Source organism: Pseudochrobactrum saccharolyticum (assembly GCF_008801715.1).
In the GTDB taxonomy this organism is placed as follows: Bacteria; Pseudomonadota; Alphaproteobacteria; order Rhizobiales; family Rhizobiaceae; genus Pseudochrobactrum; species Pseudochrobactrum saccharolyticum.
Map to the genome: position 1 here is coordinate 1 of NZ_VZPG01000003.1, position 24,367 is coordinate 24,367.

36 protein-coding genes are annotated in these 24,367 nt (G+C 49.7%); 25 read left to right on the plus strand and 11 right to left on the minus strand.

Going from position 1 to position 24,367, the window contains the following annotated elements; genetic code table 11:
* Nucleotides 1-217: 217 nt before the first annotated feature.
* Complete coding sequence (locus F7P81_RS10050) at nt 218-436, plus strand: hypothetical protein (protein WP_139316432.1); 219 nt, start codon at nt 218-220, stop codon at nt 434-436.
* 18 nt (nt 437-454) lie between these two features.
* Here F7P81_RS10050 and F7P81_RS10055 read toward each other — a convergent pair whose 3' ends face one another.
* The 7 genes from F7P81_RS10055 to F7P81_RS17060 are packed head-to-tail and all read right to left on the minus strand — an operon-like array spanning nt 455 to nt 3,479.
* Nucleotides 455-718 carry a DUF2312 domain-containing protein gene (locus F7P81_RS10055; protein ID WP_151159396.1) on the minus strand — a complete coding sequence of 88 codons (264 nt, stop codon included), beginning with the start codon at nt 716-718 and terminating at the stop codon, nt 455-457.
* Nucleotides 719-728: 10 nt separating this feature from the next.
* On the minus strand, nt 729-1,184 hold the full coding sequence (locus tag F7P81_RS10060; protein ID WP_151159397.1) for a helix-turn-helix domain-containing protein: 456 nt from the start codon (nt 1,182-1,184) through the stop codon (nt 729-731).
* Nucleotides 1,181-1,687, minus strand: coding sequence for a hypothetical protein (locus F7P81_RS17055; RefSeq protein WP_170265245.1), 507 nt, complete (start codon nt 1,685-1,687; stop codon nt 1,181-1,183). The genes F7P81_RS10060 and F7P81_RS17055 overlap by 4 nt, the downstream gene beginning before the upstream one ends.
* Nucleotides 1,635-2,471, minus strand: a complete 837-nt coding sequence (locus F7P81_RS10065) for a YdaU family protein (protein ID WP_151159398.1) — start codon at nt 2,469-2,471, stop codon at nt 1,635-1,637. The genes F7P81_RS17055 and F7P81_RS10065 overlap by 53 nt, the downstream gene beginning before the upstream one ends.
* Nucleotides 2,468-2,821 (minus strand): RusA family crossover junction endodeoxyribonuclease, encoded by a 354-nt coding sequence (locus F7P81_RS10070; protein WP_151159399.1) that lies wholly within the window; start codon nt 2,819-2,821, stop codon nt 2,468-2,470. The genes F7P81_RS10065 and F7P81_RS10070 overlap by 4 nt, the downstream gene beginning before the upstream one ends.
* A gap of 48 nt (nt 2,822-2,869) precedes the next feature.
* Nucleotides 2,870-3,178, minus strand: coding sequence for a hypothetical protein (locus tag F7P81_RS10075; protein WP_238481584.1), 309 nt, complete (start codon nt 3,176-3,178; stop codon nt 2,870-2,872).
* Nucleotides 3,171-3,479 carry a hypothetical protein gene (locus tag F7P81_RS17060; RefSeq protein WP_170265246.1) on the minus strand — a complete coding sequence of 103 codons (309 nt, stop codon included), beginning with the start codon at nt 3,477-3,479 and terminating at the stop codon, nt 3,171-3,173. The genes F7P81_RS10075 and F7P81_RS17060 overlap by 8 nt, the downstream gene beginning before the upstream one ends.
* 301 nt (nt 3,480-3,780) lie before the next feature.
* Here F7P81_RS17060 and F7P81_RS10080 point away from each other — a divergent pair, with 301 nt between their 5' ends.
* Nucleotides 3,781-4,182: a hypothetical protein gene (locus F7P81_RS10080; protein WP_151159400.1), complete on the plus strand. Its 402-nt coding sequence runs from the start codon at nt 3,781-3,783 to the stop codon at nt 4,180-4,182.
* 338 nt (nt 4,183-4,520) lie between these two features.
* On the opposite strand, the gene F7P81_RS10085 is transcribed toward F7P81_RS10080, so the two are convergent.
* Nucleotides 4,521-5,264, minus strand: coding sequence for an outer membrane protein (locus F7P81_RS10085; RefSeq protein ID WP_151159401.1), 744 nt, complete (start codon nt 5,262-5,264; stop codon nt 4,521-4,523).
* A 602-nt stretch (nt 5,265-5,866) separates the two neighbouring features.
* On the opposite strand from F7P81_RS10085, the gene F7P81_RS10090 reads away from it, so the two are divergent.
* The 19 genes from F7P81_RS10090 to F7P81_RS10175 all read left to right on the plus strand — a co-directional run bounded on the left by F7P81_RS10090 (nt 5,867) and on the right by F7P81_RS10175 (nt 16,779).
* Nucleotides 5,867-6,385 (plus strand): hypothetical protein, encoded by a 519-nt coding sequence (locus F7P81_RS10090; protein ID WP_151159402.1) that lies wholly within the window; start codon nt 5,867-5,869, stop codon nt 6,383-6,385.
* Nucleotides 6,382-6,579: a hypothetical protein gene (locus F7P81_RS10095; protein ID WP_151159403.1), complete on the plus strand. Its 198-nt coding sequence runs from the start codon at nt 6,382-6,384 to the stop codon at nt 6,577-6,579. The genes F7P81_RS10090 and F7P81_RS10095 overlap by 4 nt, the downstream gene beginning before the upstream one ends.
* Before the next feature lie 862 nt (nt 6,580-7,441).
* Nucleotides 7,442-7,717, plus strand: coding sequence for a hypothetical protein (locus tag F7P81_RS10100; RefSeq protein ID WP_151159404.1), 276 nt, complete (start codon nt 7,442-7,444; stop codon nt 7,715-7,717).
* The gene (locus F7P81_RS10105; RefSeq protein ID WP_151159405.1) at nt 7,714-7,917 is read left to right on the plus strand and encodes a hypothetical protein; all 204 of its coding nucleotides are present in this window, start codon (nt 7,714-7,716) and stop codon (nt 7,915-7,917) included. The genes F7P81_RS10100 and F7P81_RS10105 overlap by 4 nt, the downstream gene beginning before the upstream one ends.
* Nucleotides 7,917-8,174: a hypothetical protein gene (locus F7P81_RS10110; protein ID WP_151159406.1), complete on the plus strand. Its 258-nt coding sequence runs from the start codon at nt 7,917-7,919 to the stop codon at nt 8,172-8,174. Before F7P81_RS10105 ends, F7P81_RS10110 begins: the two co-directional genes overlap by 1 nt.
* A complete protein-coding gene (locus tag F7P81_RS10115; RefSeq protein ID WP_210246214.1) occupies nt 8,171-8,551 on the plus strand; it encodes a DUF7694 domain-containing protein in 381 nt (126 codons plus the stop codon). The genes F7P81_RS10110 and F7P81_RS10115 overlap by 4 nt, the downstream gene beginning before the upstream one ends.
* Before the next feature lie 82 nt (nt 8,552-8,633).
* Entirely contained in the window at nt 8,634-9,407 is a 774-nt protein-coding gene (locus F7P81_RS10120) for an ERF family protein (RefSeq protein ID WP_151159407.1), read from the plus strand.
* The gene (locus F7P81_RS10125) at nt 9,407-10,030 is read left to right on the plus strand and encodes a lambda exonuclease family protein (RefSeq protein WP_151159408.1); all 624 of its coding nucleotides are present in this window, start codon (nt 9,407-9,409) and stop codon (nt 10,028-10,030) included. The genes F7P81_RS10120 and F7P81_RS10125 overlap by 1 nt, the downstream gene beginning before the upstream one ends.
* Complete coding sequence (locus F7P81_RS10130) at nt 10,030-10,350, plus strand: hypothetical protein (protein ID WP_151159409.1); 321 nt, start codon at nt 10,030-10,032, stop codon at nt 10,348-10,350. Before F7P81_RS10125 ends, F7P81_RS10130 begins: the two co-directional genes overlap by 1 nt.
* Before the next feature lie 8 nt (nt 10,351-10,358).
* A complete protein-coding gene (locus tag F7P81_RS10135; RefSeq protein WP_151157913.1) occupies nt 10,359-10,784 on the plus strand; it encodes a recombination protein NinB in 426 nt (141 codons plus the stop codon).
* On the plus strand, nt 10,781-11,014 hold the full coding sequence (locus F7P81_RS10140; RefSeq protein WP_151157915.1) for a M3 family oligoendopeptidase: 234 nt from the start codon (nt 10,781-10,783) through the stop codon (nt 11,012-11,014). The genes F7P81_RS10135 and F7P81_RS10140 overlap by 4 nt, the downstream gene beginning before the upstream one ends.
* Entirely contained in the window at nt 11,014-11,421 is a 408-nt protein-coding gene (locus F7P81_RS10145) for an HNH endonuclease (RefSeq protein ID WP_151159410.1), read from the plus strand. Before F7P81_RS10140 ends, F7P81_RS10145 begins: the two co-directional genes overlap by 1 nt.
* Nucleotides 11,421-11,669 carry a hypothetical protein gene (locus F7P81_RS10150; RefSeq protein WP_151159411.1) on the plus strand — a complete coding sequence of 83 codons (249 nt, stop codon included), beginning with the start codon at nt 11,421-11,423 and terminating at the stop codon, nt 11,667-11,669. Before F7P81_RS10145 ends, F7P81_RS10150 begins: the two co-directional genes overlap by 1 nt.
* The gene (locus tag F7P81_RS10155; RefSeq protein WP_151159412.1) at nt 11,666-12,370 is read left to right on the plus strand and encodes a hypothetical protein; all 705 of its coding nucleotides are present in this window, start codon (nt 11,666-11,668) and stop codon (nt 12,368-12,370) included. The genes F7P81_RS10150 and F7P81_RS10155 overlap by 4 nt, the downstream gene beginning before the upstream one ends.
* Nucleotides 12,367-12,969: a hypothetical protein gene (locus F7P81_RS10160; RefSeq protein WP_151159413.1), complete on the plus strand. Its 603-nt coding sequence runs from the start codon at nt 12,367-12,369 to the stop codon at nt 12,967-12,969. The genes F7P81_RS10155 and F7P81_RS10160 overlap by 4 nt, the downstream gene beginning before the upstream one ends.
* A 2-nt stretch (nt 12,970-12,971) precedes the next feature.
* Nucleotides 12,972-13,115, plus strand: a complete 144-nt coding sequence (locus tag F7P81_RS17065) for a hypothetical protein (RefSeq protein ID WP_170265247.1) — start codon at nt 12,972-12,974, stop codon at nt 13,113-13,115.
* Nucleotides 13,105-13,641, plus strand: coding sequence for a hypothetical protein (locus tag F7P81_RS10165; protein WP_151159414.1), 537 nt, complete (start codon nt 13,105-13,107; stop codon nt 13,639-13,641). Before F7P81_RS17065 ends, F7P81_RS10165 begins: the two co-directional genes overlap by 11 nt.
* A gap of 181 nt (nt 13,642-13,822) precedes the next feature.
* Entirely contained in the window at nt 13,823-14,866 is a 1,044-nt protein-coding gene (locus F7P81_RS10170) for a tyrosine-type recombinase/integrase (RefSeq protein WP_151159415.1), read from the plus strand.
* Nucleotides 14,867-15,006: 140 nt separating this feature from the next.
* The gene (locus F7P81_RS10175) at nt 15,007-16,779 is read left to right on the plus strand and encodes a DUF6538 domain-containing protein (protein ID WP_151159416.1); all 1,773 of its coding nucleotides are present in this window, start codon (nt 15,007-15,009) and stop codon (nt 16,777-16,779) included.
* 128 nt (nt 16,780-16,907) lie between these two features.
* On the opposite strand, the gene F7P81_RS10180 is transcribed toward F7P81_RS10175, so the two are convergent.
* A complete protein-coding gene (locus tag F7P81_RS10180; protein WP_151159417.1) occupies nt 16,908-18,023 on the minus strand; it encodes a TIR domain-containing protein in 1,116 nt (371 codons plus the stop codon).
* A gap of 450 nt (nt 18,024-18,473) precedes the next feature.
* Here F7P81_RS10180 and F7P81_RS17265 point away from each other — a divergent pair, with 450 nt between their 5' ends.
* From F7P81_RS17265 to rnhA, 4 genes are all read left to right on the plus strand, one after another.
* Entirely contained in the window at nt 18,474-19,331 is an 858-nt protein-coding gene (locus F7P81_RS17265) for a DUF4236 domain-containing protein (protein WP_151159418.1), read from the plus strand.
* 548 nt (nt 19,332-19,879) lie between these two features.
* Nucleotides 19,880-20,494 carry a recombinase family protein gene (locus F7P81_RS10190; protein WP_151159419.1) on the plus strand — a complete coding sequence of 205 codons (615 nt, stop codon included), beginning with the start codon at nt 19,880-19,882 and terminating at the stop codon, nt 20,492-20,494.
* Between the two features lie 599 nt (nt 20,495-21,093).
* Nucleotides 21,094-21,855, plus strand: coding sequence for a ParB N-terminal domain-containing protein (locus F7P81_RS10195; RefSeq protein WP_151159420.1), 762 nt, complete (start codon nt 21,094-21,096; stop codon nt 21,853-21,855).
* Between the two features lie 449 nt (nt 21,856-22,304).
* Nucleotides 22,305-22,790 carry a ribonuclease HI gene (rnhA, locus tag F7P81_RS10200; RefSeq protein ID WP_151159722.1) on the plus strand — a complete coding sequence of 162 codons (486 nt, stop codon included), beginning with the start codon at nt 22,305-22,307 and terminating at the stop codon, nt 22,788-22,790.
* Between the two features lie 141 nt (nt 22,791-22,931).
* On the opposite strand, the gene F7P81_RS10205 is transcribed toward rnhA, so the two are convergent.
* Both F7P81_RS10205 and F7P81_RS10210 read right to left on the minus strand, forming a co-directional pair.
* Complete coding sequence (locus F7P81_RS10205; protein WP_151159421.1) at nt 22,932-24,077, minus strand: lysozyme inhibitor LprI family protein; 1,146 nt, start codon at nt 24,075-24,077, stop codon at nt 22,932-22,934.
* A gap of 22 nt (nt 24,078-24,099) precedes the next feature.
* Nucleotides 24,100-24,342 carry a helix-turn-helix domain-containing protein gene (locus tag F7P81_RS10210; RefSeq protein WP_151159422.1) on the minus strand — a complete coding sequence of 81 codons (243 nt, stop codon included), beginning with the start codon at nt 24,340-24,342 and terminating at the stop codon, nt 24,100-24,102.
* Between the last annotated feature and the right edge of the window lie 25 nt (nt 24,343-24,367).

The window sequence follows — 24,367 nt, forward strand, 5'->3', positions numbered from 1 at the left end:
AGCTCTCACCTGAATGATCCGGTGAATAAAACGGGTTCGGAACACGATGCACCCGAATATCGGACTTGAGGGTTCCCACCTCGCCACGTGAGATTGCTTTGCGCTGTTCTTTAGATGGTGCCGCCATATGTATTTCCCTGCGCTGAATATCTATTGTAACTCTATAAACTACTGCTAATATTGAAACTTGTTGCCACATCATCTGAGGGGTAAACGAGTGCGTATGCAGCGTTTTATGAAGTGGCATTTGTCAGGTGACGACTGGATCGTTATGGATTGCCTGACTGGTGAGGAGGCTTTTGTTGGTGGCGTCAAGTATGGTGCATTGATTGAGGTCGAGGCTGAAAGATATGCTGAAACTCTCAATTGGTTACATAGTTATGCACCTCTAAACTCAGCGCCGTGGATTTACGAAGAGCCATACGAAAGAGAATGACTACACACGTCTGCAGCGTTAACTCATTCCCAATGCATCCATATAAAGCTGTATCATCGCTTCTTCTTCCTGACGCTCATGCGCTTCCTTCTTGCGAAGGCGGATGATGGTGCGTACGGCCGGCCCATCGAAGCCGGAGCCTTTCAGCTCAGCGAAAACCTCTTTGATATCATCGCTGATAGTTTTCTTTTCTTCCTCAAGCCGTTCAATGCGCTCGATGAAAGCGCGAAGCTGTCCAACTGCGATTGTCTGTGCGCTTTCACCGGTAATGTCGTCACTCATGGCTTAATCCTTATGCTGCTGATTTCGTTTGTGATTGGCTGGTATAAATTCCGTATTTCCGCAGCGCGTGGAGCGCACTTGTGTGATCTACGAAAAACTCTCGCCCAAGGGCAGATAGCGAAATGTCTGGCCAATGGAGCTTTGCTGCGCAAATGGCAGCATGTTTAGCTCGAACAACACGAACAGTTCTGTTTTTCTCATCCAAAGTTTCCTTTGGGACATTGAACAGATCAGCGGCCATCATCCGCAATTCCTCAAATGTCTTGAACTGCATGGAAACAAGCAACTCAGCTGACATTAAAACGTCAGGGATGGCGCCGTTATGCGTCTGCGTTTTATGTTCACGCTGCTTAGATCGACGCTTTTTCCATACTCGTTGAACGAATTTAGGGTTCATCCCGCGATAGATACTCACGTCTTCAACGCTGGAGCCGCGGCATCCAAAATCCACTTCTACTTTTTTCATCTTGCATGCCCTACCTGCTTGAATGTGTCTCTGACCGGAAGGTCTGGGATGTTGTTGAAGGCTGTTTCACCGATCTGTCCTTTGAGGCGGTCACGAACTTGATCTGCAGTCTCTGACAAACCATCACTTCGCGCTGCCGCCTGTCTGGCCTCGTGATCTTGGTTGAAACGAGAAAGCATTGTGGCAACACGCGCGCGCGCCTCTGGTGTTTTTGTCTTCTCATGCTGTAAACGCCGCTGCTCACTTTCACGGCGCTGGCGTTCGCCCTCGGCTTTTCGCGCCCTATCCTCTGAGATTTGACGTTGAATTTTATCGCACAGCATTCGGAGTTCTGGCGGGGACGGATGAAACGCATGCCCCAGTACCGCCTGATTGACCTGACGAACGGCTTCGAGCAAAACGGTGGCCGAAACGCCTTCGAGCGCATCCTCGAAAGACAGGAGATCAATCTCAGCCGTGTCGCTCGTACGGGAGGGTAAGGATTTCAGCCGAGACAGAACCATGCTGATTTCGTCCGCGGTTACGGCCGAAGAGGGCTTCTGCAAATTCTGGCCGTACGTTGCCAAGTCCATTTTCCTTGATCCTTTCTACGGCTGCTTCGCCTACTGTCCGTGGTTTGTTTTGCTTTTGAGGGTATGCTGTGTTTCGCGATGGCATTCGCTTGATCGAGTTTCTAACCCACGTTCGCCATGTGGCAGGCCAATCCAGCTTCACGCCCTTCTGTCCGGCTTGCTGGATCCAGTAATCTCTGAACTGCGCAGCCTCTCGCTCTGCCTGAAAAGCTGTAAGGCCTTCGGACATGGCAAATTCCAGATCGGGATTGAAATCATCTGGCAGTCTTGAACCGCGTTTTTGTGAAACACTGTTAAGTGTTTCTTTTACCTTTATGGTATCTGGTTTCTGACTATGCTTTAGCGTTTGCTTAGCATTTGCTAGAGCCCGATCATTGCTTTTCAATGACTTAGCCAAACCGCCGAGCTTTCCTGAGGTCTTCCGTTTTTGCGATATCGAAACCGCTTTTTGGAGTTCTTCATTCAAGCGTTTTTGCGTGATCTGACCATTTTCAACATCGAAGAAAGCAAGCACATCATCCTTAATAAGATGCCATCGCTTTGCATTCACACGGGCAATTCTTGCCAGCTTTGCATCGTCGGCCGGAAGGCTACCGTTATGGCGCCACATAGTCATCAGGATCAGTAAATATGCTCCATGCTGCTCTGTCGTGAGGTGCATGGTGTCTCCGAGATAGTCAGAGACGTAAAGCTGCATGAATGGCGTTCTGCTCATGCTGCCAGCGCCTCCTCAGCGCGTTGAACTATGACGACGCAATCGCTCTTGATGTCCGCATCCCACGTCATGGTGATACGTTCACAGAGATTGTCGTTCTTGATCACTTGGTAATGTTGGAGAACATCGAGAATGGGCTTGAGACGATTGTCTAAGTCCATCCGGCTATGCGGGCGCTTGAGAGCAACACAGAGCGAAAACGGCGTATCAATCCGGTCATTACGGCCACGGATAAACCAGCCGCAATCTTGCACCCATTTGGCATATTCAGGCGACTTGCGGCGGGTCTTGCCCCAACCGACATAAATGTCCCAAACGGTGGGAGGGAATGGTAATTCAAATCTCATCATTCTCTCAACTCCGGACAAATCCATTCAGCTGCACCTGCAGCCCAAGTTCTAAAGCTGACCGCAATCTTGTGCCGCCGACTGAATGACAGCCAACGAAGCAAGACGGGCGGTTTCGGCGCGATATGCGGCTTGTTTTCTTCTCCCATCGAGGATTGCCTTCATTTCTTCGATTTCTCTGTTTTCAATCCTGCTAGCTTCTTTGTTGAAGACAGCCCTCACTCTGCGGCGCGTCCACGCACCGTTGCGCTTACTCAAATCTGAATACGCCCGCTCCAACATGGACTTGATCGTTTCGCGTACTCCGCGCTGACCAATGATTTCGTCCAGCAGAGAAGCGGCCATATCGACATCAGTCATCGTCGGCTCCTTGGCTGAAAAATCCACGTTCTTGGATGAAATTCCCACGTTCATGGGTGGCTCCTTTGTTACGTTTCAAATCAGCGACGATTTGAGACCGAACAGGAGCAACCAGTGCATGGAGCCAGTGGGAAAGATTGCTCTGCGCATACTGAATAAAAACAGACATGCGCAGATACACCGCCAAAGGACGGGAATTGATGGCCGAGACGATCAAGCGGGGGCAAAGTGCCGTCTCGGCCTCACCGGCGTGGAAAGTGACCGGTGATATGAAACTGATTGATGGGGTCGCGTGGCTCATGCTGCGCGATCCTTTTTCTTAGGATGAGGCAGCCTATCTCGCTCCAGTCGCATATATGCGCGGACTTCGATTTCTGTTTCTGGCCACACTCTGCCGCCTGCACGGAGCCTTTCAATTAGACGTCCGTTTTTGGCCGCTTTGATCCCAAAGCGAAACGCGCCAGTTCCGGTCTCAGATAGAAAAGCTTCAATTTCTTCGAGAAGTTTATTGCTCATAAATACGATATACACGCAATCGCGTGCATATGCAATACACGCAACTACGTGCACACGCTTTTCCGTGCATATGATAAAAACAAGACATGGTAGAAAACTGGAAAACCCGCCTATTAAAGGCTGTTGATGAAGACCCTAGATCCGACCGAGCCATCAGCTTGGCGGTTGGCCTTGGCGTGAACACAGTTAACGAGCTGCGCAATACCGATAAATCCCCCAGCATTGATAAAGTTCTCAAGCTGGCCGCGGAGCTTGGCCTGAATCTTGGATATGTACTGTGGGGTGGCGATCAAGATAAATCGCCTATCCGCGGGGATAAAGAAATCCTCGAAACCCTACACAGGATTGAAGGTCTGGATCAGCGCGGCGTGGAAGTTGTGTTCTCGGTGATTGATACCGTCATCAATCGTCAGCCTTCCAAACAAGAACAGTCATCCTCTGATGATCAACGCGAGCTTGCCACTCCCCTCCGTGAGCCAAAGCCATAGATTCAGCTAATTCCTTAGCTTGAAAATCAACCTTCCTCATAGCCGCCAGCAGGCCGCCATTAAGCGTAGCCACACGTAGCAATTCCAGCTTATCAGCTTCTTTTCCTTTTTGGATGCGAGCAAACTTAATCATTCACCAACTCCGTGGATAACCTCTCACAATACGCTAACTGCACTTGCAAGAATCTCGCTTCCCGCAAGCGCTTATCATTTCATAAAATGAGAACATAGCAAGAACGAATTTCAGTTTTACGTACTAAATAATTGCCACCAATACTTTAGATAGACATAAAAAAAGCCACCCGATGTGGGTGGCTTTCTTCATAAGTGGGTACAAATTAGAACTTATAATTCACACCAATACGAACAGTATGGAATGGCGATTTTGTTGTAACGTTTAAGCGTTCGTCCGCATCACCAAGGCTGAATTTCATTTTGCCTAGATCAGTGTAGAGGTATTCGCTTTTTACTGTCCAGTTATCGTTGATAGCGTATTCAGCGCCAGCACCAACGGTGTATCCTACACGCGATTTGGAATTGGAGAAACCAACCACGTCACCATCAAAATTAACGGATCCGTAGGTTTCAACTTTTCCGTAAGCCACACCACCAGTTGCATAAATCATGAAACGTTCTGTTGGCAGATAACCAAGGCGAACACGAGTTGTACCGAACCATTTAACTTTGGTGCCCAGTTCAGCTCCAATAACGTCAGAGCCATCGGTAAGGCTGCCAGAAACTTCACCCTTCAGGCCAGAAGCCTGAAAGTCTGTTTCGAGACCAACAACTGTCTGGTCAAACTGCCAGTTATAACCGGCTTGTACACCACCAATAAAACCGCTCGATGTGATTTTTGCTGAGCCCGTTGCGATATCAAACCAATCACCTGCGTCGTAATATTGCGCAGCGAATGGGTGCTTAAATTTTCCTCCAGCATAACCGGCGTTCAGACCAATGTATCCGCCAGTCCATGAAAAGGTGTCAGCGACAACTGGCGCCGGCTCCGAGTACACAACTGCATCAGCAGCATAGGCTGAGCTTGCAGCAAAAAGAACGGTAGAAGCTAATAATATACGTTTCATAATTCACCCCGTTTGTTGAAGTGAATTCAGAATACGTCAAAATACATCTATTCAATATAGCAAAAATACAACACAAGACACCAAGAAACACCTTATGCATTTCGGATTATAATATAAATTGATAATCAACAGCTTAGATGAAAGTCCTAATAACTATACTAAAATTTTTAGATGCAATAATGGTAATTTATTAGTTAAAAATCGATTTAAATTGCATCACTCAAGTGCACTATCAGGAACATAAAGCGAGTAACAGCCTTTAGCCTGATTAAAACTCTGCACCACAAACAGTTCAGCCATAACGCAAACTCCCCGCGACTGATTCAGCTTTATCTTGACCAGATGCAGTGAACATATCAAGAACGATTTAACGCAAGCGAACAGATTTTTAACGGATGGTTATGGATGCACTAGATGTGGTGGGCGATGCGGGAAGGCGCACAAATGCGGGGTTTTGGTCTGTGGATAAGAGTGTCTTTGGGTCGACAGAATTACCTGCATTATAACGTAAAGCAATAATATTACGGCCTATAGTTTATTGATCATGTTACTTCTAAACCATATAAGACAATATGATCCAGCAATCACTATGGGGCAGTGACTTGGCATTTATTCTAGATATTAATGATAATGAAGATTTCTCAATCGATATATTAGAAGGCAACGGAGAGCATATAAGGCGTTGCGGCATAGGACATTGCGATGAGACAAATGGTGTCTACAGCGCAATCACATGTTTAGCCCCTATACCAGGCTATGGCGATCTACATGGCTTTGAATTGGCTTTTAACATTGTAAAAGTGGAGCCAGACAATACATTCATTGATTACACTGATGGTCTGGAAACCCGTTTTCTCGATAAACATGCGAGAAATACGGTACTAGCAATTATCTGCACGTGTACTCACGATTTAATTGACCGAGCACGCCCTTCTATAGTACAGATGCATACACGAGAGGCCTATCTGCCGGAAAAAGCAATTCTTAAATATCATCGAATTGCCCAAATTTTCGGGCAGCATGGTTATCGCACGGGTCGTGGGGATCCGTGGAATGGACACCAAACCTGGTTCATGAAGATACGTGAAATGGATTTGGATACCACAGGGAGTGCATTATGAGTACCGCACCAGTAGATCGCGACACACAGATTGAATTGATCAAAAATGCAGCTGAACGCCATGGCGAGCGCATGAAAAACTGGATGGCGAACCCTGTTGTTCGCGGCGTTATATCTCGCCCTACCGAGCAGCAGCTTAAGCAATCGTCTACCTTATATTCAGAGCACACAACCATGCTAGCTCGTTGCGGGTAACAAATTTTCAATTAAGTCTTAATAAAGCGTCGGTCACTCCGGCGCTTTTCTTTTGCGCCGAGAATGGAACATTAGCTAGACTAGCACAATCTGATATACTACCATTTCACTGCCTTACTCTATCCAAGAGTATCACCCTCTAGCCTCAGCTTTTGCTGGGGCTTTTTTTGAGACGATATTCTGGAGCGCTGCGTTCACTCTACGGATACCTTCAAAAGCAGATCCGATAGCCGCCATATGGCCGCATCACGAGCTTGTGATTATTTCTCGACTCTCAGGTATCATCATACTAAACTTTAATTAGGTTACGCACTCTCATCTCTTTGCACTCAGAGGGGGACACTGTGAGGTGGTTAGATTGAGTGCGTAACCGCAAGGATTACATCAACCACAAAAGCAAAATCTCGGCAGAGCTCAGGGATAATTCTTTTGAATTGTGAAGTTACCCCATTACATGGAACATCATCCCTCTCTTAAAAGCTTATGCCCTAATCAGTCAATGTATACGCGGCTTCGTAACGCGCTGTGGTCAGCAAACGGATACACTTCAGTAATTCCCAAAAGATGGGAGCCGCAGCCAAAGCACTTCCTATCCCTTCCAGATAAAGAGATTACGGGAGTTGGAAAGGTATCTCTGGAAATCCTAAGAGAATGGGTTGCCGCCAGCAGCTGATTTACCGCCTCACCCAGCCCGCCTCGTGCGGGCTTTTTGCTGCCCTGATTCTAGCATGACTGGGGTTTAGCCCAATTAAAATACACGCTATTGCGTTTACAGTATTGCAATGCACGCAGAAGCGTGTATATTTAAACCATCAACAGCGCGAAGAAGCACCCGCCGATCCGCTAAACGATGGAGAGAAACATGCGATACCCGTTTTGCACTGATCTGAGCGATAAAGCTCTCGGCATTACACTGTTTCAGGATTTTGAATGTGAAGTCGATGTATCCCTGATCTGGGATAACGGCGAGCCGGTTCTTGAAGTGAACGCGGTCTATGTTGACGGTGCAAACCTGTCCAAAGGCGAAAGCGCATCGCAGTTTCTCGTTCACATGATCGCGGACAAAGCAGAGTGCGACGACGACCTGCTCACGCGTCTCATTGAAGATCAAGAAGTCCGTTTTCCGAGGGCTGCATGATGATCAATCACTACCGTATTTCTTTACTCGCCGCTGCACTCACTCAGGAAGCCGCCATGGCTCACGCCTATGAGCATTCAGGCAATGCGACCATGGCGCAAGTATCCGGCGAAAACGCAATGGAGGAACTGCGAAAGATCGCGCTCGAGCTTGGTTACAGCTTAGAGAAACTCCCCGTACCGACATTGAGGGCTGCGTGATGGCTTACATTTCAGTCGATGTGGATATTGATATCGAGGATCATCTTGATGATGTTTCGACGGAAGCCCTGATTGAAGAGTTAGAAAGCCGCAAAGCCGGACATGCAGATTTTGGTGGGCGGGATTGGTATATCCTAGCCGAACTCATTGCAGGCTGCAGTTGTCGCGAGGCGCTTCAACTCCTGAAGGAAATTGCTCCGGTAGAAATAAATCCAAACCTCATATTTCTACTCTCCGATGCTCGGAGGGCTGCATGATGCGTAACCTTTTCTTGCTTACAGCTAATCGCAATCACTCAGATGAAAAACGTATCTATGGATGCTCTGGCGACGAAGGAAACGGCATTTTCAATGTGAAATCTCCTATTGACGGCGCCACCATGATCGTAATCGCCAGTAATGGTGAAGGATGGGATCACGTTTCAGTATCTCGGCGAAACCGATGCCCAAATTGGGCTGAGATGGAACATGTAAAGCGCCTATTTTTTAAAGACGATGAAACCGCTTGCCAATTCCATGTCCCACCATCCGATCATGTAAATTTTCACGAAAACTGCCTGCATCTGTGGAGACCGCAAACAACAGAATTACCAAGGCCACCAGCATACATGGTTGCGCCGAAGGAGGCCGTATGACCGGCTTTATCCAAGACCTCTGCGCCTTCGCCTCAATGTCAATCTTTGTAGCTGTTTTCCTCACTTATATCGGAGCATTTTCATGAGCGCCGCACTTGAAATTCATACGCCTACAGAAACTCAATCTTATCGCGCCGATGCGCCGATGATCTCCATGATTGAGCGTATCGCAATGGATCCCAATATCCCCCTGGATCGCCTTGAAAAGATGCTCGACATGAAGGAGCGCATGGAAGACCGCGCCCGTGAAGATGAAGAGCGTCAGGCAAAGAAGGCATATTTTGCCGCTATGTCAAAATGCCAGTCCGAATTACCGGTCGTTATCAAGAATCGTGGCAACGACCATACTAAGTCGCGCTATGCTGATCTGGCGGCAATCGAAGAACAGGCAATGCCAACCATTCATAAGCATGGTTTTGCCGTTTCATTTCAGCCGGACGGTTACAATAATAAAGGCGAACTGCGTATTGTCTGGGAGATTTCCCATGCAGAAGGCCACTCACGCAATGGCGTAGGTGAAATCCCTGTCGATGGCGCAGGCGCACAAGGCAAGGTCAATAAAACCGGCACTCAGGCTTTTGGCAGCACAGCCACCTATGGCCGCCGGTACCTGCTTTGCATGCTGTTCAACATCAGTACTGGTGACGACACAGACGGCAATAACCAGCCTGCCAAACAATACAGCACTATCTCACAAGATCAGGTGAAAATCCTCCTGCAGCTCATCGAAGAAACAGGCTCTGACATTGAAGCGTTTTGCCGCCTCGGCAAAATCAACTCTCTGCCAGAAATGATTTCTGAAAACTATGACAGAGCGGTCAGCCTTCTTGAAGAACGTAAGAAGAGGATGGCGTAATGATGCAGGTTTTTAACGATATCGAGCAAGGCACGCCAGAATGGTTTGCCGCCCGTGCTGGCATCCCAACGGCATCGCGCTTCTCAACTGTCATGGCAAAAGGCGAAGGCAAAACTCGCGCTGAATACATGCGCAAGCTTGCCGGTGAGATTATAACCGGTGAACTCGCAGAAGGCTTCACTACCCCGCACATGGAGCGCGGCAAGCTGATGGAAGATGAAGCGCGCGAGACTTATGCCTTCATCAACAGTGTTGAGCCTTATCAGGTCGGTTTCATCCGCAACGGAGATAAAGGTGCAAGCCCGGACAGTCTGATTGGTATTGACGGCGGGTTAGAAATTAAAACTGCTCTGCCTCACATCCAGATTGACCGGCTTGAGCGTGATCGGCTGCCACCGGAACATAAAGCACAAGTGCAAGGCAATCTTTGGATATCAGAACGTGAATGGTGGGATTTCGTGTCTTACTGGCCTCGCCTGCCAATGCTGACCACGCGCGTTTACCGCGATGATCCGTACATCAAAATTATGTCCGATGAGATTGACCGCTTCAACGATGAAAAAGCGGCACTGGTCGAGCGCATCCGCGCCTACGGACAAGAACCATCGAAGGAAGCAGCGTAATGGCAAGTAAGAAAATTCGCGATCTACTGGTTAAAGTCGGCTCATACACTGACCGCAATACTGGCCAAGAAAAATCACGCTGGAAGAATGTCGGAGTCCTCATGAAGAATGAGGAAAACGGCGAAGTCAGCTATTTCATTATGCTCGACAAGACCTTCAATCCTGCCGGCGTACCGGACAAAGATAATCGCGAAAACATCCTGATAAGCGCATTTGTGCCGCAGGATCGCAATGCATCGCAGCAAAGCGGCGGTACCCAGCGATCAAGCTATGACGATCAGTCAGGTGGCTTCCACCCTGATGACGCCATTCCGTACTGAGGTGCTTCATGGAAAAACAGCGTTACACCATCGTAAATCCGCAGGTTCGCCAGAATGCAATCAGAGCGCTCATGGCTCTGCCTGACGGTCACACAGCGACATTCGCACCACCTACCAGAAGCGGAGGGCAGAATGATTTCTTTCATTCAATTTGTTCTGACATTGCGAAGTCTGGTTTTGAATGGGCTGGCAAACCGCGAAAGCCGGAAGAATGGAAAGTTCTGCTCGTTTCCGGTCACACAAAAGCAACGCAAGGTGAAGTCGAATTTGTGCCGGGGCTTGAAGGTGAATTCGTAAACATCCGCGAAAGCACCGCCCGCATGTCAGTTAAACGCGCCGCCTCTTTGCTCGAATATGCGCTGGCATGGTGCGCCGATCACCATATCCCCCTCACCGACACACGCCGCCAAGGCTACCTTATGGAGGCAGCATGATTATTCAGTTCCTCATTTCAAAACTGCGCAAGCTTCTTGGCTTTCAGGACGATCCATTGCCAGAGCTTCGCGCCACAGCTGAAACTCTCAAGGCCACTATCGCCAAGGCCAAGAAAGACAAGAAACGATACAGCCACCTTGAGCGGGAGCTGCTCAGAACCACAGCTGTAATCGTCGCCATTGAACGCGGCATTCCATATCGCAATGGCTCTCTGGATTGGGGGCGCTGATGGCTCGTACAGTCAAAGAATGGATCGGCAAGACTGACGACACGAAAATCCCGCCACGTGTGCGCGAAAGGGTTTTTGACCGAGCAGAGGGCATCTGCCACTGCTGCAATATGCCGATCAAAGTCCCTTTTGAAACGTGGGATGCAGATCACCGAATTGCACTGATTAACGGTGGTGAAAACCGTGAAAGCAACTTAGCCCCTGCCCACTCTCACTGCCACATTAAAAAGACAAGGCAGGACGTAGCAGAGAAAGCAAAAGTTGCAAGCGTTCGCGGGAAGCATATCGGCGCAAAGCGCCCGTCATCAAAGCTTTCCGGCAAGAAGCATCCAAAGCCTCCACTCACCAAGATAGTTCAGCACCGCCGCTCACTTTATGAGCCAATCCAGCCACAGGAGCGCATGTAATGACAGATCAGATCAACACCGGTGGTGCAGCGTTTCCAATTATTGGCACAGAAAACACGAACTATGTCCATGAGGGTATGACCCTGCGCGATTACTTCGCTGCGAAGGCGCTCCCTGTATTGCTCAGTGAACTATACGCCCAAAGTGTCCGGAGAAACGTCCGTTACGAAGATGCTTACGCCGCTGCATCAAAAGCTGCATATGAACTTGCCGATGCCATGCTTGCAGCCCGTGGAGGTGCGCTATGACAGGCACACACACCACAGCGCATATACCGGCTGAGGCTGTTCGCGCTGCAATTAAATCATTCGAAAGCACTGATAATAATTGTGAGACTTATCAGGACATGCGGAAAGCTTTAGCCGCCGCCCTTCCTCACCTCTCTGCGCCTTGTGCTGTTTCGGCACCTACGAAAGAGGAGAGACACGAAAACACATCGCGCAACCACATTATTAATCAAACAAGCACTGATCTTGAGCAGATTATCAATGGCCACGATCCAGATCAGAGCATCCTGAATAATGATGTTTGGGACAGACTTGATAAAATGGCATGTGAAATCGAAGCCTTAGCCAAGCCCGTTGACGTGGCGGCGGTGCGGGAAAAAGTTGCACGGGAAATTTGCCTTTCATATGGGCAAGACCCAGATGATTATGCATCCCTGTGCGATATCTGCGGTTCCAACAATGAACCGCTTCCACAATGGCATATGTATATCGAGCAAGCCGAAGCAGCCATCCGCGCCCTTTCCCCTGCAGAGCCAGCACAGGGCGAGCAATTACCACAAGAACGTGTTTGTATTCCTGATCCACACGACAGTTCAGCGCGTATTGTCGGCTTTCGTATCCGCGAAGGCGACGCAGCATGGGGAGAATATGGCCTAAGTGAACCTTTGTTCTGGTTGGGTAAGCTAATCCCCGCCGCCCCGAACTCGGAGGCAGGCAAATGAAGCTGACAGCGCAAGATATATTGAACGCTCTGATTGCCTACTCTGACGATAAAATATGGGCTTCTGAGCTGGCTTTTAATGGTGGAGAGCGCCGCATTGATTTCTGGACGCTTGAACCACATCGGTCAAAACACTTTCGTTCAAGCGCCTATGAAATCAAGGTCAGTCGTGCAGATTTCAAGCGTGACAGCGAGGAAAAGCAACAGCACGCTTTGTCATTTACTGACCGTTTTTGGTACGTGACACCGAACGGGCTTGTCGACAAATCAGAGATACCAGAATGGGCTGGCCTTCAAGAATGGGATGGACGTTTTTTTCACGTACGTAAGAAAGCCCCGATGCGGGATAAAGTCGAGCCGACGTGGGACTTCATTGTTTCATTGATCCGCAACTCCGGCGAGACGCGCCGCGACATTGGACTGATGAAGCAAGAAATTATGTTCCTAAAAATGCGGAATGATCGCCTTGAACAGCAGGCAACCATTCGCAATGACCGGCGTATGAACCGCTATCTCCAAAGCGCAACGAAACGGCAATTTGTCAGACCGGCAGTTGATGAAGCAGGCCGCACAGCCTTGGCGCAAGGAGGTGGGGAGTGAGCATGACCGTTGAAGCCAGTAAATTAATCCGTGAGCAAATACGGCAGCGCAGCAATCCTATCGATTGCCCTGACACAAAGTTGATGGAGCAACTCGTTGAGGAAGCCAATCAACGCGCCCTGAAAGGACAGCAGCATGACAAGTGAATTGATCTCCCAAATTGATAGCCTTTTAGCACTCGACGCTAATGGATGTCTTGTTCCGCATGGTATCGGCGGGTTAGCTCGCGAGTTGCTTGAACGCTGTCAGGTCGAACTAAACACCCGCGCCACGCCTTCCGCCGATCCGCTGGCGGGGTTACAGCGATATGATCTGGATTTCCACGGGTTGCATGGAGAAGACGCTTATATGAGAAAGGATGAGACCGGCGAATACGTCCTTCACTCCGAAGCCGCCAAGATCATTGCGGAACAGGCGGCGGAGATTGAGCGAATGAAGTCCGATCGCCTTTATGTAGTCGGATGCAATGACGGATACAAAACCGCAGAAGCCGAGCTCGCGCAGATCAAGGCGCAGGAGCCGGTGATGTGGTTATGCGTACATGATGATAGAAGGTCGGATAGAGCGATTACCACACCCTCTCCTTCGAGAAGAGATATTTTAAATGCAGACGGCTACGAAATAACCCCGCTCTACGCCTCGCCACTCGCACCGGAAGGAGGGAAGAATTGACAGAGCTACCAAGCTGGACTGCAAACCTCACGCCTGTGGATATGGCCGGAGCGGCGACATTGCTTGGCGTGTCACGCAGATATCTTGTCGATGCGATTAAAAAACATAGCCACTATGAGAGACGCGGGGCAAAGAAGGTGTTTTACCCCGAACATATTGCACTATTACGGGATGCTTTAACGTGTCAGGACTCAAACTCGAACATAAAAACGGAATTTGGCACGTTACCGGCACCGTCGCAGGAAAGCGCATTCGAAAAAGCCTTGGCACTCGCGACAAAGCAACCGCAGAGGAGCTTAAAGCCCAATATGAAGCGAAGCTCTGGAAACGCCACACTTACGGCGAAGAAGCAGTAAGGACGTTCGAGGAAGCAGCACTAAGCTACCTTGAACAGGGTGGCGAAGGCCGTTTTCTCCCGAAGGTGCTCAAGTTCTTTAAAGGCCGCGCTGTTGGCTCAATTAAGCCAGCGGAAATTCGTCAGATGGCAATATCGATTTATCCGACTGGCGCACCCCGTACGCGCAACCGGCAAGCTGTTGCCCCTGCCCGGGCTGTCATCAACCACGCTCACGATCTTGGCTGGTGTGGCCACATCAAGGTCAAGCAATTTGAAGTGCAAAAATCACTCAAGCACAAACCGGTTGATCGCATGTGGCTCGATGCATTCCTGACAGAAGCAGACAAAAGTAACCTGCATCATCTGTCTGCCCTTGTTCTTTTCATGAACCACACCGGCACCCGCGTTTCCGAGGCAATACGGCTTAAAGGCAAATACGTAGACCTTGAAAACCGCATGGTCATTTTGGAGAAAACCAAAACAGATGAATGGGAAACACGACACCTCACCGAAGAACTGGCGGTACGTATTTCAAGCCTTGGTGCGGGGGCGAATGATCGTGTATTCTCATATACAGACCCGAAGGCAGTTAACCGGCGAATGAGAGCAGTTTGCGAACGTGCCGGTATTGAACCACGCAGCACACATTCCGCAGGTAGGCACTCTTTCGGAACGAATGTTATGGCGGCCGGAGCACGCGTAAAGGATGCTATGGAAGCAGGCGGCTGGAAGTCAGCCAAGCTATTCATGGAAACCTATGTGCACAGTCATGAAGGCGGCAAACGTGTTGCAGCTTTGTTAAATGATGAAAATTCACCAACTGGCACGATTTTGACAAGCACACCCAAACCGTCACGGCGAAGGTTCGGAAAACAAAAGGAAAAATGACTGTCGGCTGCGTCTCTTGGTAATGGAGAGGTCGAGAGTTCAATCCTCTCTCGCAGCACCATTCTATCTCGTTGAATGTGCTTATCTTCTTGAAAGACAACACCTTTTGGACGGCCTCTTGGTACACAGAGGTGGTACACATGGGTTTGCCTATGCCTTCTCCTTACAAGCATCCTAAGACCGGCGTCTATTATCTCAGACAACGGGTCCCCGCTGATTTGAAGGATAAGGCGAGGGGCAGGATTGTCGCCCTTCCAATAAGCGGAACACTCAAAAGCTTCACAGTGGGCGATGGCGTTAAGGCTTCTCTTGAGACGAAAGACCCGACAGAAGCCAAAGCGCGTCACCGTGACGCCGACGCGGCGCTGTCGAAGTTCTGGGAGGCAATGCGGAACGGGCCGCTCAGCCTGACCCAGAAGGAAGTCGCGGAACGCGCAGGGCTAGTCTACAAATTCTTTGCTGACACATTCGAAGACGATGCGGAGGTCCCTGAACTCTGGGAGCGGTCGCAGCGTATAAACGCGACTGTACTTAAGAAAGCGAAGCTAGGGAAACGCCCGACTTACCCCCTGACTGTGACCCAGCGTGACATTCTGGAACCGCGTTTCGGCGGCTTTGTGGATAAGCTGCTGATTGATACCGGAGAGCAAGTTTACCAAGAAAGCCGTGATAAGCTTCTGGTAGCCGTTGCTGAAGCCTTACAACAATCGACAGGCACCATACTGAAACGTGCGGACGGCGATTATTCGCCTGATGCGATACGCCAGCGTTACCCGGAATATGTGCCTATAGAAAAGCCACAGACTGCGCCGAGAAAGACTGAGGAACGGAGCGGTGCGAAGCTAGACCTATACAACCTCCTCGACCACAAATTTAAAAACAAGGGCAAGGCCAAGACCCACCGCGATTACCGCAGCGAGATTGACAAATTCGTGAAGTTCATCGGCCATAGTGACGCTGAGCGGATAACCAAAGCCAATGTTCGGGAGTGGAGAGACGCGTTAATTGCTCAGGGGCTTTCCCTCAAGACCATTAACGACAAGCGGCTCACTGCCATTAAAGCAGTGCTCGCCCACGGCGTTGCAGAGTTCAGTCTAACCCAGAATGTTGCTGATGGCATTCGGGATAAGCGACAGCAAGCCGCGCCGAATGGGTCCAAGGGGTATTCACTCGAACAGGCTAAGACGATCCTACAGGCCACATTTGGGGGGGCCAGTAAGGAACTTGACCCGCATTACCAAAGGGCTGTCTTTTGGGTGCCGTGGATTTGCGCCTACACCGGCCTACGCGTGAGTGAGATTACACAGCTTCAGGGCAAGAATGTCCGGGACGAGGACGGCCACCCGATCTTTGTTATCACTCCGGAGGATGGCAGCACAAAGAGCGGAAAGGCATGGACGACAGGCATTCACCCGCATCTGATCGAAATGGGCATTCTGGACATGTTCAAGGCTGTGGGGGACGGCCCTGCCTTCTATCGAGCCTACCCGTCTGGAACGGACCTGCAGAAGATATCGGGAAAGCACCGGGCCAAGGAGAGCGCTTCCCGCGTGGGCGATTGGGTGACAGCCACGCTAGGCGAGACGGCCCCGGGAGGGAGGCCTAATCACGCTTGGCGACACACCTTTACGACTGTCACGCGGCCTGCCGATTTAAATAAAGAAGCGCGTGACTACATGCTCGGTAGCCGATCAACGACTGATGCGCGAGAAGCTTATGGCGATTGGCCCCCGAGTGTAGTTTGTCGGGAGATCGAGAAGGTTCCTCGCTTCAACGTGAAGGAAACAGAGTATCGGCCCACGCTGAAGGTTATGAAGCCGAAGCCGATAAGTGAGAGCCAAGCGCAGCTAAAGAAGACCAAATCAGGCAAACTGGTACTTTCACCGCGTCCCCCTATTAGAGAACATTCTTAGGACACGCTCACTGTCCCCGTATCGGCTATAAGAAGGAAGCAATCCAAAGATACAAGTGAAGCATTTGCGACGGTTTAAAAGATAAAATAGGGAGATGAGCAATCTCCCTAGGTTTTGCAAAGATGCGCTCAGTTGTTTCCGATAAGAACTGGAAGGAAATCACCTGACGATAGTTGATTTAACTCTTCCCAACTTATACGTGCTTCTTGAAAGCCGAAAGCGTAGGGTAAAATATCATAAGGACTAAAATTTATCGTAATGCCTGCTTCGTTAAAACTAAACTGAGCTAACAAAGCCCATACGCTTTCGATGTCATTTTTAATGTGCTCGGGAAAGCTGAGCAAGAAAGCATCAGTGTCAATCTCTTCATTTTCTTCTGTAATTTTTTTCTCACAGAGACTGAAAAGTTTTCTGGCGGTTTCATCATTTCCACGGAGGACGTCTTGTATGGTGATCTCACCCAAGTTTTCTGAAAAGTTGAAGGTCTTCACGTAATGGTTAGGGTGAGCCGCACCTTGGAAATGAAAACTAGCTACAACAATCAACGAAACAAATTCATCTTTCCGAAAGAACTCGTTCGCGCTGTACTCCCAAAAAGATCGTAACTCAGGGTTCTCGTTTATGTCATCTTCTTCCATAAACTTTCTATTCGAAAAGTAGGCTCCCAGAGCATCACTCTCAATAGTGGAGTTTATTAGCTTCCATATTGCAGAGGAGCCGCTATATTGTATATATTTACCCTCATAGGAGGCTCTATCAGTTTTTTCAATTATTTCCGCGCTGAAAGATACTATCTCATTATTCATAATTATTACACCTTTTCCAATATCTTTTATATGACCCCTCTGAAGAGATGCCTTATCAATAGATTTTCTTAATTCGTCCCGCCAGTTCCCCTTTTCATATTCAATATAGTGAAATTTTAGCAGTTCCGCAGGGAGTGAAGATGCATCAAGTTTCAAGAATATTGCAAACAAACGACCGAATGGTTGGTCCTCGTTCAACAAAAGAGTATATTTGATTTCACGCAGAACGACACCTTTACGCTCTAATATCTCCCGCGAACATAAATGTATTATTAGGTCGGCGCTTGCTTGAGCCGACTTTCGTTCCCCATCCCAGTCGTCTCCGCCTACCAGAGCTTCTTTATCAAACCAGACCTCGTGCCCTAATGTTGCTAGGTAAACGGCTACCTCTTTAGCCGTATTATAATGTTCGTTTGGATAACCTAGAAAAATCTTCATACAACACCCCTGTCACACAAGGTATCTTTGACGTGTCGTATTTCTTAATCAAGGGGGTGACCAAAGAAACACGTGAATAGCCTGCATGTTAGGCAATCGGTTAGGTCTATTGGAGCAAGCGCAATGGAGTAAACGATAGAAGAAGGTATCCTGCGGTATTTCCTCCTAGCTTAAATCGGCCACTTGGCTCAGGTGCCAATTAAGGCGTCTGTTAAGTCGGCTGCTACGACGAAGCCTCTTGCTCCCAAAATACTTATTATAAAATCTGAACGGCCAATCTGAGATAGATGATTAGGGCAGTCCCCCTGTGGACACCTTCGATCATCCTAAATGTGCTGGACGCGTTCAAATGTTGTTCAGGCGTACCGTCATCACCAAAGCGACTTTCTTCTTTATGGACACAGCCTCAAATTTCCGCTTAGCTTTATTAGGGCAATTGCGGGGGATGATATGATTTGGCGGGTTAGACGTTCGATAAAGATCGCGCCGGGGATACGGATTAATCTCAATAAGAAGAGTACGAGTGTTCGAATTGGCCCCCGAGGTCTCGGGCATACAATTAGCTCTACGGGAAAGCGAACAACGACTGTCGGCATCCCCGGCTCAGGTCTTTCGTATTCTGAAACGACAACGCCGAAGAAAAGACGTGCAGCGAGTGATATGAAAAAACTCGCGATCATTCCAGATGGCACACCGCCTCCACCGAAGCCAAAGCCGTCTATTTTTCAGGGTATTCTTACTATCGCTTTTCTACTATTCGGCGTTTCCTTCTGCGCCTCTCAGTTTAATACTTCTACCGATAATTCCGCCGATAGCAACGCAACTGTTGCACATAGCGCTGCCAAACCCGAGAAACCGCTCGGACTAATTCAGGCACCCGCTAATGCATCAACGCCAGACGCCATAAGTGCTCGTGGTGATCAGTCACCAAAAGTCACAGAGGTTATGTTTGCAAAATCACGCGCAAATATCCGTACCATGCCGGGAACAGCATCCAAGATTGTCAAGACTATAGATATTGGTACGTCAGTAACAGTTCTTGAACGGCAAGATGGATGGGTAAATGTATCCCATTCGACCGAGGTTGGCTGGATAGTCGAGCGTTTACTATCAGATCAGCGACCTGCTTCTATAGCAAGAAACGCCCAGCCAAGCAGGACCACTACAAAGGCACCAGCAAGCAGCTTAGTAAGACCGAGTGCACCGAAACGATCGAATAATGGATACCAGCGTGGACCTCGCGGCGGTTGTTACTACTACACGGCTAGCGGCAATAAGCGGTACGTTGACCGTAATCTCTGCAATTGAAGCGGTTGACACATTGATTAAGGAACCAAGTTCAAACTCCTGAGGTCACGGTGTCGTGAACCACTATCGGCTGTTTCTATCCCGATTAGGAATGCCACCGCGCAAATGTTCATTACAAAAATCTGAGCGGCCAATCTGAGATAGATGATTAGCGCGGTCCCCCCGTGTACCCCCTCGATCACCCTAATCGTAGGCCATTGAGCGGTCTGATGTGCGCACATGCGCGTTTCCTATGGTGTACGATAGGTCAGAGCCAGACAAGACAGAACGGCTAACCTGAGGTGTCCACGGCAGGGGCGGGGTGGATAGGTTGCCCAGTGGCAGTACCATACCAATCAATAGGGCCTACAGTGGCAGTGTCACGACCGACAGCGGATACAGTGCGAGAAGTGAGGCAGCGCGTCTGTCGCCTTAATAGTCCAACAGGGCTTGATCGTGCTGGACTGCTCCAAATGTCGTCCCGAAAGTCCAATTAGAATAGGTATTGACTTTATGGATTGCCTGTCCGATAAGTCTATAACGCTATTTGGACTTAAGGGAACTCTCGGATGAACTCGACACACACCACTACGGCTTCCTACAGGGGCCAGCTTGTAGGATACGCACGTACCTCGACCACAGACCAGAAGGCAGGGCTGGCGGCTCAGGAACGCGACCTACACGCGGCAGGATGCGACCGCATATTCAGTGAACAGACCTCAGCCAAGGATGCTAAGCGGCCTGAACTTCAACGCGCCCTTGATCATTTGCGAGAAGGTGACACGTTCATTGTCACTAAGCTGGACCGTCTGGCGCGTTCTGTTGCCGACTTGGTGGATATTACGTCTAAGCTGAACAGCAAGGGCGTGGCGCTCCGAATTCTTGCCATGAACCTCGATACAGCGACACCCACGGGTAAGCTTATGCTGAACCTATTGGGTTCCATAGCGGAGTTCGAGCGTGAACTTATGCTGGAACGCCAGCGTGAAGGCATTGCAGCCGCTAAAGCAGAAGGCAAATACAAGGGACGCGTACCTACAGCACAGCGTCAAGCTGACGAAATTATCCGGCTGAAGGATGAAGGTAAGACCGTAGCTGAGATCATGGCACAAACCGGGGCAGGCCGCTCAAGCGTATTTAACATCCTTAAGGAAGCCGGAAAGACACGCGAAAGGGGCGGTTGAGGGGCTTTTCGAGGATGTCTGGAGATTGAGGCGAAGCTCTGATCAAGAAAGACTACTGACGTTTGCCAGCTAATGGGCCGCAGAAGGAGTAACCCGCTCGAATAGCCTGCCTAGTAACAGCACCGTCCAGCTGTCCCACTCGGAATGTTCTCCTGTCCATTCTCAGCCGTTTGACCAGTTCAGACAGCACAACGGCGAATAGGGTGATCAGGAGCAGGATATGCCCAAAAGTCCTCAGTTACCAAAAGTAACCATAATAGGTTACGCAGTGGCAGCACCTCGTCCGAATACCCACCCTAATAGCAGTATACTCGTGTTCGTTTCCATTCGAAGGCGACGGGCCCCTCAGTCGGAGCTTCAGTCGAATAGCCTGCACAGTGGCAGTACAGACATAGCTCACCACGTAGTGGCAACATTTCGACAATCGGGGCAACAGCAGCAGCAGTCACCGAACCAAGCTGCGACCATTAACGCCGTTTTGCCCCCGCAATGTTGGGACGTATGGCCCTTAATCGGTGTCCGTAGGACAAAACGCGATACGCCAGTCAGACACCTCAACACCAACTTAAACAACATCCTCAGACAACAAAGGAATAACCATGAGAGAACCTCAGGGAACGCGGCTGCTTGCCATACGGCTAGACAGCGTGGTCCTCAATCCATCGACCCAGATCAGAGAGAAGAGCATTAATCCCGAGGTCGTTAAGAATTATCGGGAGGCCATGCGTCAGGAAACTCAGTTCCCTCCCATCACGGTCGTTCCTGTTGACCCTACAGACGACAGCAGGGGCTTCATCTTGATCGACGGCTGGCACAGGTTCAGGGCCATGCAGGAACTCGGGATCGATTACACAGACGCCAATGTCATTATTGAAGCGGACCCTAACAGATACCAATGGCTTGCCGCTCAGGGCAACCGTACCCACGGCCTGAGCCTGACACGCAAGGACAAGCGAAGGGTGTTCAGAGCGTATGTGAAGGCGGGTGAACACCGAACAGGGAAGATAGGCAAGGCAAAAGTTAAGTCGGCAAGACAAATGGCGAAGGAACTCCAAGGGATCGTCAGTCACCGTCGATTGCCTGATTGGATGCAGCAGGACTTCCCCAGCGTGTACAAACTCATGAGTGAACCCGATGCCACAAATGACGAACCAGAGCAGCCATTTGGGAAAGCCCAGCGAGAAAAAGCACGGGCTAGGGAAATTATGATCCACGCAGGAGAGGTGAAATCGGCATTTTATTCGCTCACGGATATGGAACTCAGAAGCCAGATTAGGCAGCGCTACAGCTTCCTTCAGTTGGAAAGGCTAGAGCGCCCCGAGAGTGCTGTCCAAAAGGACTACGACAACGACGATTTCTAACAAATTCAATAGGTTAGATAGAATGGTGTGAAATTTCACATCTCCGGGGGGCCAGTGGGGCCCCGAAACCCCTGTCCCGCAAGGGGGCAGCGCCAAATTACCTCAAAACAAACAATATGAAACAGGAAGAGAATTGAAGCATGTATATGAGAAACCGAACACTTCTTCCAGCTACGCCCGAACGAAATTTCCAGATGACGGCTAAGGAGCGCAGGGAGGAAATATGGCGGCTTATTCGCTCAGGCCTCGGTAGCCAGGACGATCAAGCACGGGCGACTGGCTTCACCGTGTCCCGCGTATGTGATTATCGCAGACTGTGGAAGTTCATCTTAAGAGAACACCCAGCGATTGCCGACGGTGTGACATGCGAGGAAGCCCTGAGCCTAGCCAAAGAGCAAGGCGTTAAGACCAAGCGATAAAATAGAAGAACAGATAACTAATTGGAAAGAATGACAAACACCGAAACCGCTCTGAATGTTACGACACATGCCGCCACAATCTACACTGACGGTTCTTGCCTATCGAACCCGGGTCCCGGTGGCTGGTCTGCTATAATCCTCCACGACAATAGCGAACCTCAGGAAATCTCAGGCGGCACCGTCTCAACGACGAACAACCGAATGGAACTTATTGCCGTAGTTGAGGCAATCAAGGCCATTTCACCGGTCACCGCACCTGTGACAATCATCAGCGATAGCCAGTATGTCATCAACGGCATGACAACTTGGTTGAGAGGGTGGAAGGCAAAAGGTTGGAGGAACGCAGCAAAAGCGCCAGTGAAAAATCAGGACCTTTGGGAAATCTTAGACAGCCTCAATACGCCCCTCATTACGTGGACGTGGGTTAAAGGCCATGCAGGGAATGAATGGAACGAACGGGCAGACGTACTGGCGAACACAGCAGCGCAACAGGCGGCGAACCTGAATGCAGCATGAAAATAACCGGACCTATAGCGCGGAAGATCAAGTGGCCACGAATACGTGCCATACGCCTCAGAGATTGTCATGCGACGGCATTCTTGCTTTCCGTGATGTTTTCCCATCCTTGCAGATAGAGCGCCTTCCGAAATCCGTTTGCTAGTGCTTATTCACGATTGCGGGAGCAGAGACATCAATATCCTTCATAGTCTGAAAGCGGCTATCATACGACTGATGTAAACATGCCACGTCCGGGCCGCAAGCATCTCTGGTTTTCAGCCACAAACGCTGATTTTCCAAGAGAGCTTTGCGGCGTTTCGTGTTAGAAAAGCCACGAATGAAAAGGTAGATGGAATTCATTGCTCGATCCTTTGCCCACAGGCGCGGGTTGCTGCACAGCGCGTTCTCTGTGGACGTATGTGCCTTTTGGCAATCAAAACTCGGCCCATTCACTCCCGTGGGCAGTCCCACACTACGGAGGTGCTCCTCAGTCTCTAGACACACCGTCAGCGGACCTTTGTTCAACAACCCAGCCTTTGCTTCTTCTAGCATAGGTGCCCAAACACCGATCCAGACTGTGTTCCCGGCGAGTTGCTGTCCAACTTGGATGGTTTTCAAATGCTCACGTTCAACTTCGTGTTGATCCATCTGCAAAAAACCTTCACAGCGGGACCGTAAAACGCCGTATGCAACAAACCTGTCGGCGTAGGTATCGACGGTTGGCGCTTGCGTTGGCGTAGTGACATGTCTCCCCTCCTGCTCGAATATTTCGATGCCAAGCGCCCGGGCTAGTTGAGGTGTTAACAGAAGGAAATCCTTCGGACCAGCTAAAGTGAAATACCGTATTGCTTCGATACGAAGGCCGAGGTGGGTCAGGTAGGAGCCAATCTCAGCGTTAGCTACTCCCGAAGTGATATATTCGCCATTCTCTTTGCTGTATGCGGCGTGGAAACCTATTTTGGATGAAGCCGACATATAACGTCTGCTTCCTGCAACCCAGACCAAGCCACAAGCAGAGAAACAGTTGCCTTCCGGTGAGACCACTGTGGCATAGTTGTTAAGGCGAATTTGCGCACCGATCCCCAGAGCTTCCCGAACAAGCCCTCCCGGACTGTTGAGAAGAACGGATATCCGCGTGTGTCCTCGAACTAAGTCTTGAAAACGGTCAGCATCGCCATCCACGATTTCGCCTTTGATGGAAACCAATGCGATTTCGCCGGGTATGTTGAAAAGTTCGATTTCTGCCGCCGATCCCGGGCCTGCAATGCAAAGTACCACCAAAATGAAGCAGAGTTTCCGCCACACGATCAATCCCCCAATCAAACTATTACAGCGCCCTTAGCCTAACCCCTTGTCCGCCTTCGATTAAATCTCCATCAGAAAGAAAGACCGCTCCAGCCTCTTCGAGAGCATTGCGCAGATCAACCAGCGTCCTGTCATAAGGTGTCCGCTTTCCTTGCTCAAACGCCGCAATTGTGGCTTTAGCTACCTTTGAAGCCTCAGCAAGTCGGTCCTGTGACCAGCCCAAAAGAGCACGAGCTGCCCGGCATTGTGCAGCAGATACGATCATTTTAAACTAACCTTATCAATAAATG

Bases quoted from the DNA above. Each gene is read 5' to 3' on its own strand.
- F7P81_RS10055 (WP_151159396.1), bottom strand. From the start codon at position 718: ATGAGTGACGACATTACCGGTGAAAGCGCACAGACAATCGCAGTTGGA.
- F7P81_RS10060 (WP_151159397.1), bottom strand. From the start codon at position 1,184: ATGAAAAAAGTAGAAGTGGATTTTGGATGCCGCGGCTCCAGCGTTGAA.
- F7P81_RS17055 (WP_170265245.1), bottom strand. From the start codon at position 1,687: ATGGTTCTGTCTCGGCTGAAATCCTTACCCTCCCGTACGAGCGACACG.
- F7P81_RS10065 (WP_151159398.1), bottom strand. From the start codon at position 2,471: ATGAGCAGAACGCCATTCATGCAGCTTTACGTCTCTGACTATCTCGGA.
- F7P81_RS10070 (WP_151159399.1), bottom strand. From the start codon at position 2,821: ATGATGAGATTTGAATTACCATTCCCTCCCACCGTTTGGGACATTTAT.
- F7P81_RS10075 (WP_238481584.1), bottom strand. From the start codon at position 3,178: ATGACTGATGTCGATATGGCCGCTTCTCTGCTGGACGAAATCATTGGT.
- F7P81_RS17060 (WP_170265246.1), bottom strand. From the start codon at position 3,479: ATGAGCCACGCGACCCCATCAATCAGTTTCATATCACCGGTCACTTTC.
- F7P81_RS10080 (WP_151159400.1), top strand. From the start codon at position 3,781: ATGGTAGAAAACTGGAAAACCCGCCTATTAAAGGCTGTTGATGAAGAC.
- F7P81_RS10085 (WP_151159401.1), bottom strand. From the start codon at position 5,264: ATGAAACGTATATTATTAGCTTCTACCGTTCTTTTTGCTGCAAGCTCA.
- F7P81_RS10095 (WP_151159403.1), top strand. From the start codon at position 6,382: ATGAGTACCGCACCAGTAGATCGCGACACACAGATTGAATTGATCAAA.
- F7P81_RS10100 (WP_151159404.1), top strand. From the start codon at position 7,442: ATGCGATACCCGTTTTGCACTGATCTGAGCGATAAAGCTCTCGGCATT.
- F7P81_RS10105 (WP_151159405.1), top strand. From the start codon at position 7,714: ATGATGATCAATCACTACCGTATTTCTTTACTCGCCGCTGCACTCACT.
- F7P81_RS10110 (WP_151159406.1), top strand. From the start codon at position 7,917: ATGGCTTACATTTCAGTCGATGTGGATATTGATATCGAGGATCATCTT.
- F7P81_RS10115 (WP_210246214.1), top strand. From the start codon at position 8,171: ATGATGCGTAACCTTTTCTTGCTTACAGCTAATCGCAATCACTCAGAT.
- F7P81_RS10120 (WP_151159407.1), top strand. From the start codon at position 8,634: ATGAGCGCCGCACTTGAAATTCATACGCCTACAGAAACTCAATCTTAT.
- F7P81_RS10125 (WP_151159408.1), top strand. From the start codon at position 9,407: ATGATGCAGGTTTTTAACGATATCGAGCAAGGCACGCCAGAATGGTTT.
- F7P81_RS10130 (WP_151159409.1), top strand. From the start codon at position 10,030: ATGGCAAGTAAGAAAATTCGCGATCTACTGGTTAAAGTCGGCTCATAC.
- F7P81_RS10135 (WP_151157913.1), top strand. From the start codon at position 10,359: ATGGAAAAACAGCGTTACACCATCGTAAATCCGCAGGTTCGCCAGAAT.
- F7P81_RS10140 (WP_151157915.1), top strand. From the start codon at position 10,781: ATGATTATTCAGTTCCTCATTTCAAAACTGCGCAAGCTTCTTGGCTTT.
- F7P81_RS10145 (WP_151159410.1), top strand. From the start codon at position 11,014: ATGGCTCGTACAGTCAAAGAATGGATCGGCAAGACTGACGACACGAAA.
- F7P81_RS10150 (WP_151159411.1), top strand. From the start codon at position 11,421: ATGACAGATCAGATCAACACCGGTGGTGCAGCGTTTCCAATTATTGGC.
- F7P81_RS10155 (WP_151159412.1), top strand. From the start codon at position 11,666: ATGACAGGCACACACACCACAGCGCATATACCGGCTGAGGCTGTTCGC.
- F7P81_RS10160 (WP_151159413.1), top strand. From the start codon at position 12,367: ATGAAGCTGACAGCGCAAGATATATTGAACGCTCTGATTGCCTACTCT.
- F7P81_RS17065 (WP_170265247.1), top strand. From the start codon at position 12,972: ATGACCGTTGAAGCCAGTAAATTAATCCGTGAGCAAATACGGCAGCGC.
- F7P81_RS10165 (WP_151159414.1), top strand. From the start codon at position 13,105: ATGACAAGTGAATTGATCTCCCAAATTGATAGCCTTTTAGCACTCGAC.
- F7P81_RS10175 (WP_151159416.1), top strand. From the start codon at position 15,007: ATGGGTTTGCCTATGCCTTCTCCTTACAAGCATCCTAAGACCGGCGTC.
- F7P81_RS10180 (WP_151159417.1), bottom strand. From the start codon at position 18,023: ATGAAGATTTTTCTAGGTTATCCAAACGAACATTATAATACGGCTAAA.
- F7P81_RS17265 (WP_151159418.1), top strand. From the start codon at position 18,474: ATGATTTGGCGGGTTAGACGTTCGATAAAGATCGCGCCGGGGATACGG.
- F7P81_RS10190 (WP_151159419.1), top strand. From the start codon at position 19,880: ATGAACTCGACACACACCACTACGGCTTCCTACAGGGGCCAGCTTGTA.
- F7P81_RS10195 (WP_151159420.1), top strand. From the start codon at position 21,094: ATGAGAGAACCTCAGGGAACGCGGCTGCTTGCCATACGGCTAGACAGC.
- rnhA (WP_151159722.1), top strand. From the start codon at position 22,305: ATGACAAACACCGAAACCGCTCTGAATGTTACGACACATGCCGCCACA.
- F7P81_RS10210 (WP_151159422.1), bottom strand. From the start codon at position 24,342: ATGATCGTATCTGCTGCACAATGCCGGGCAGCTCGTGCTCTTTTGGGC.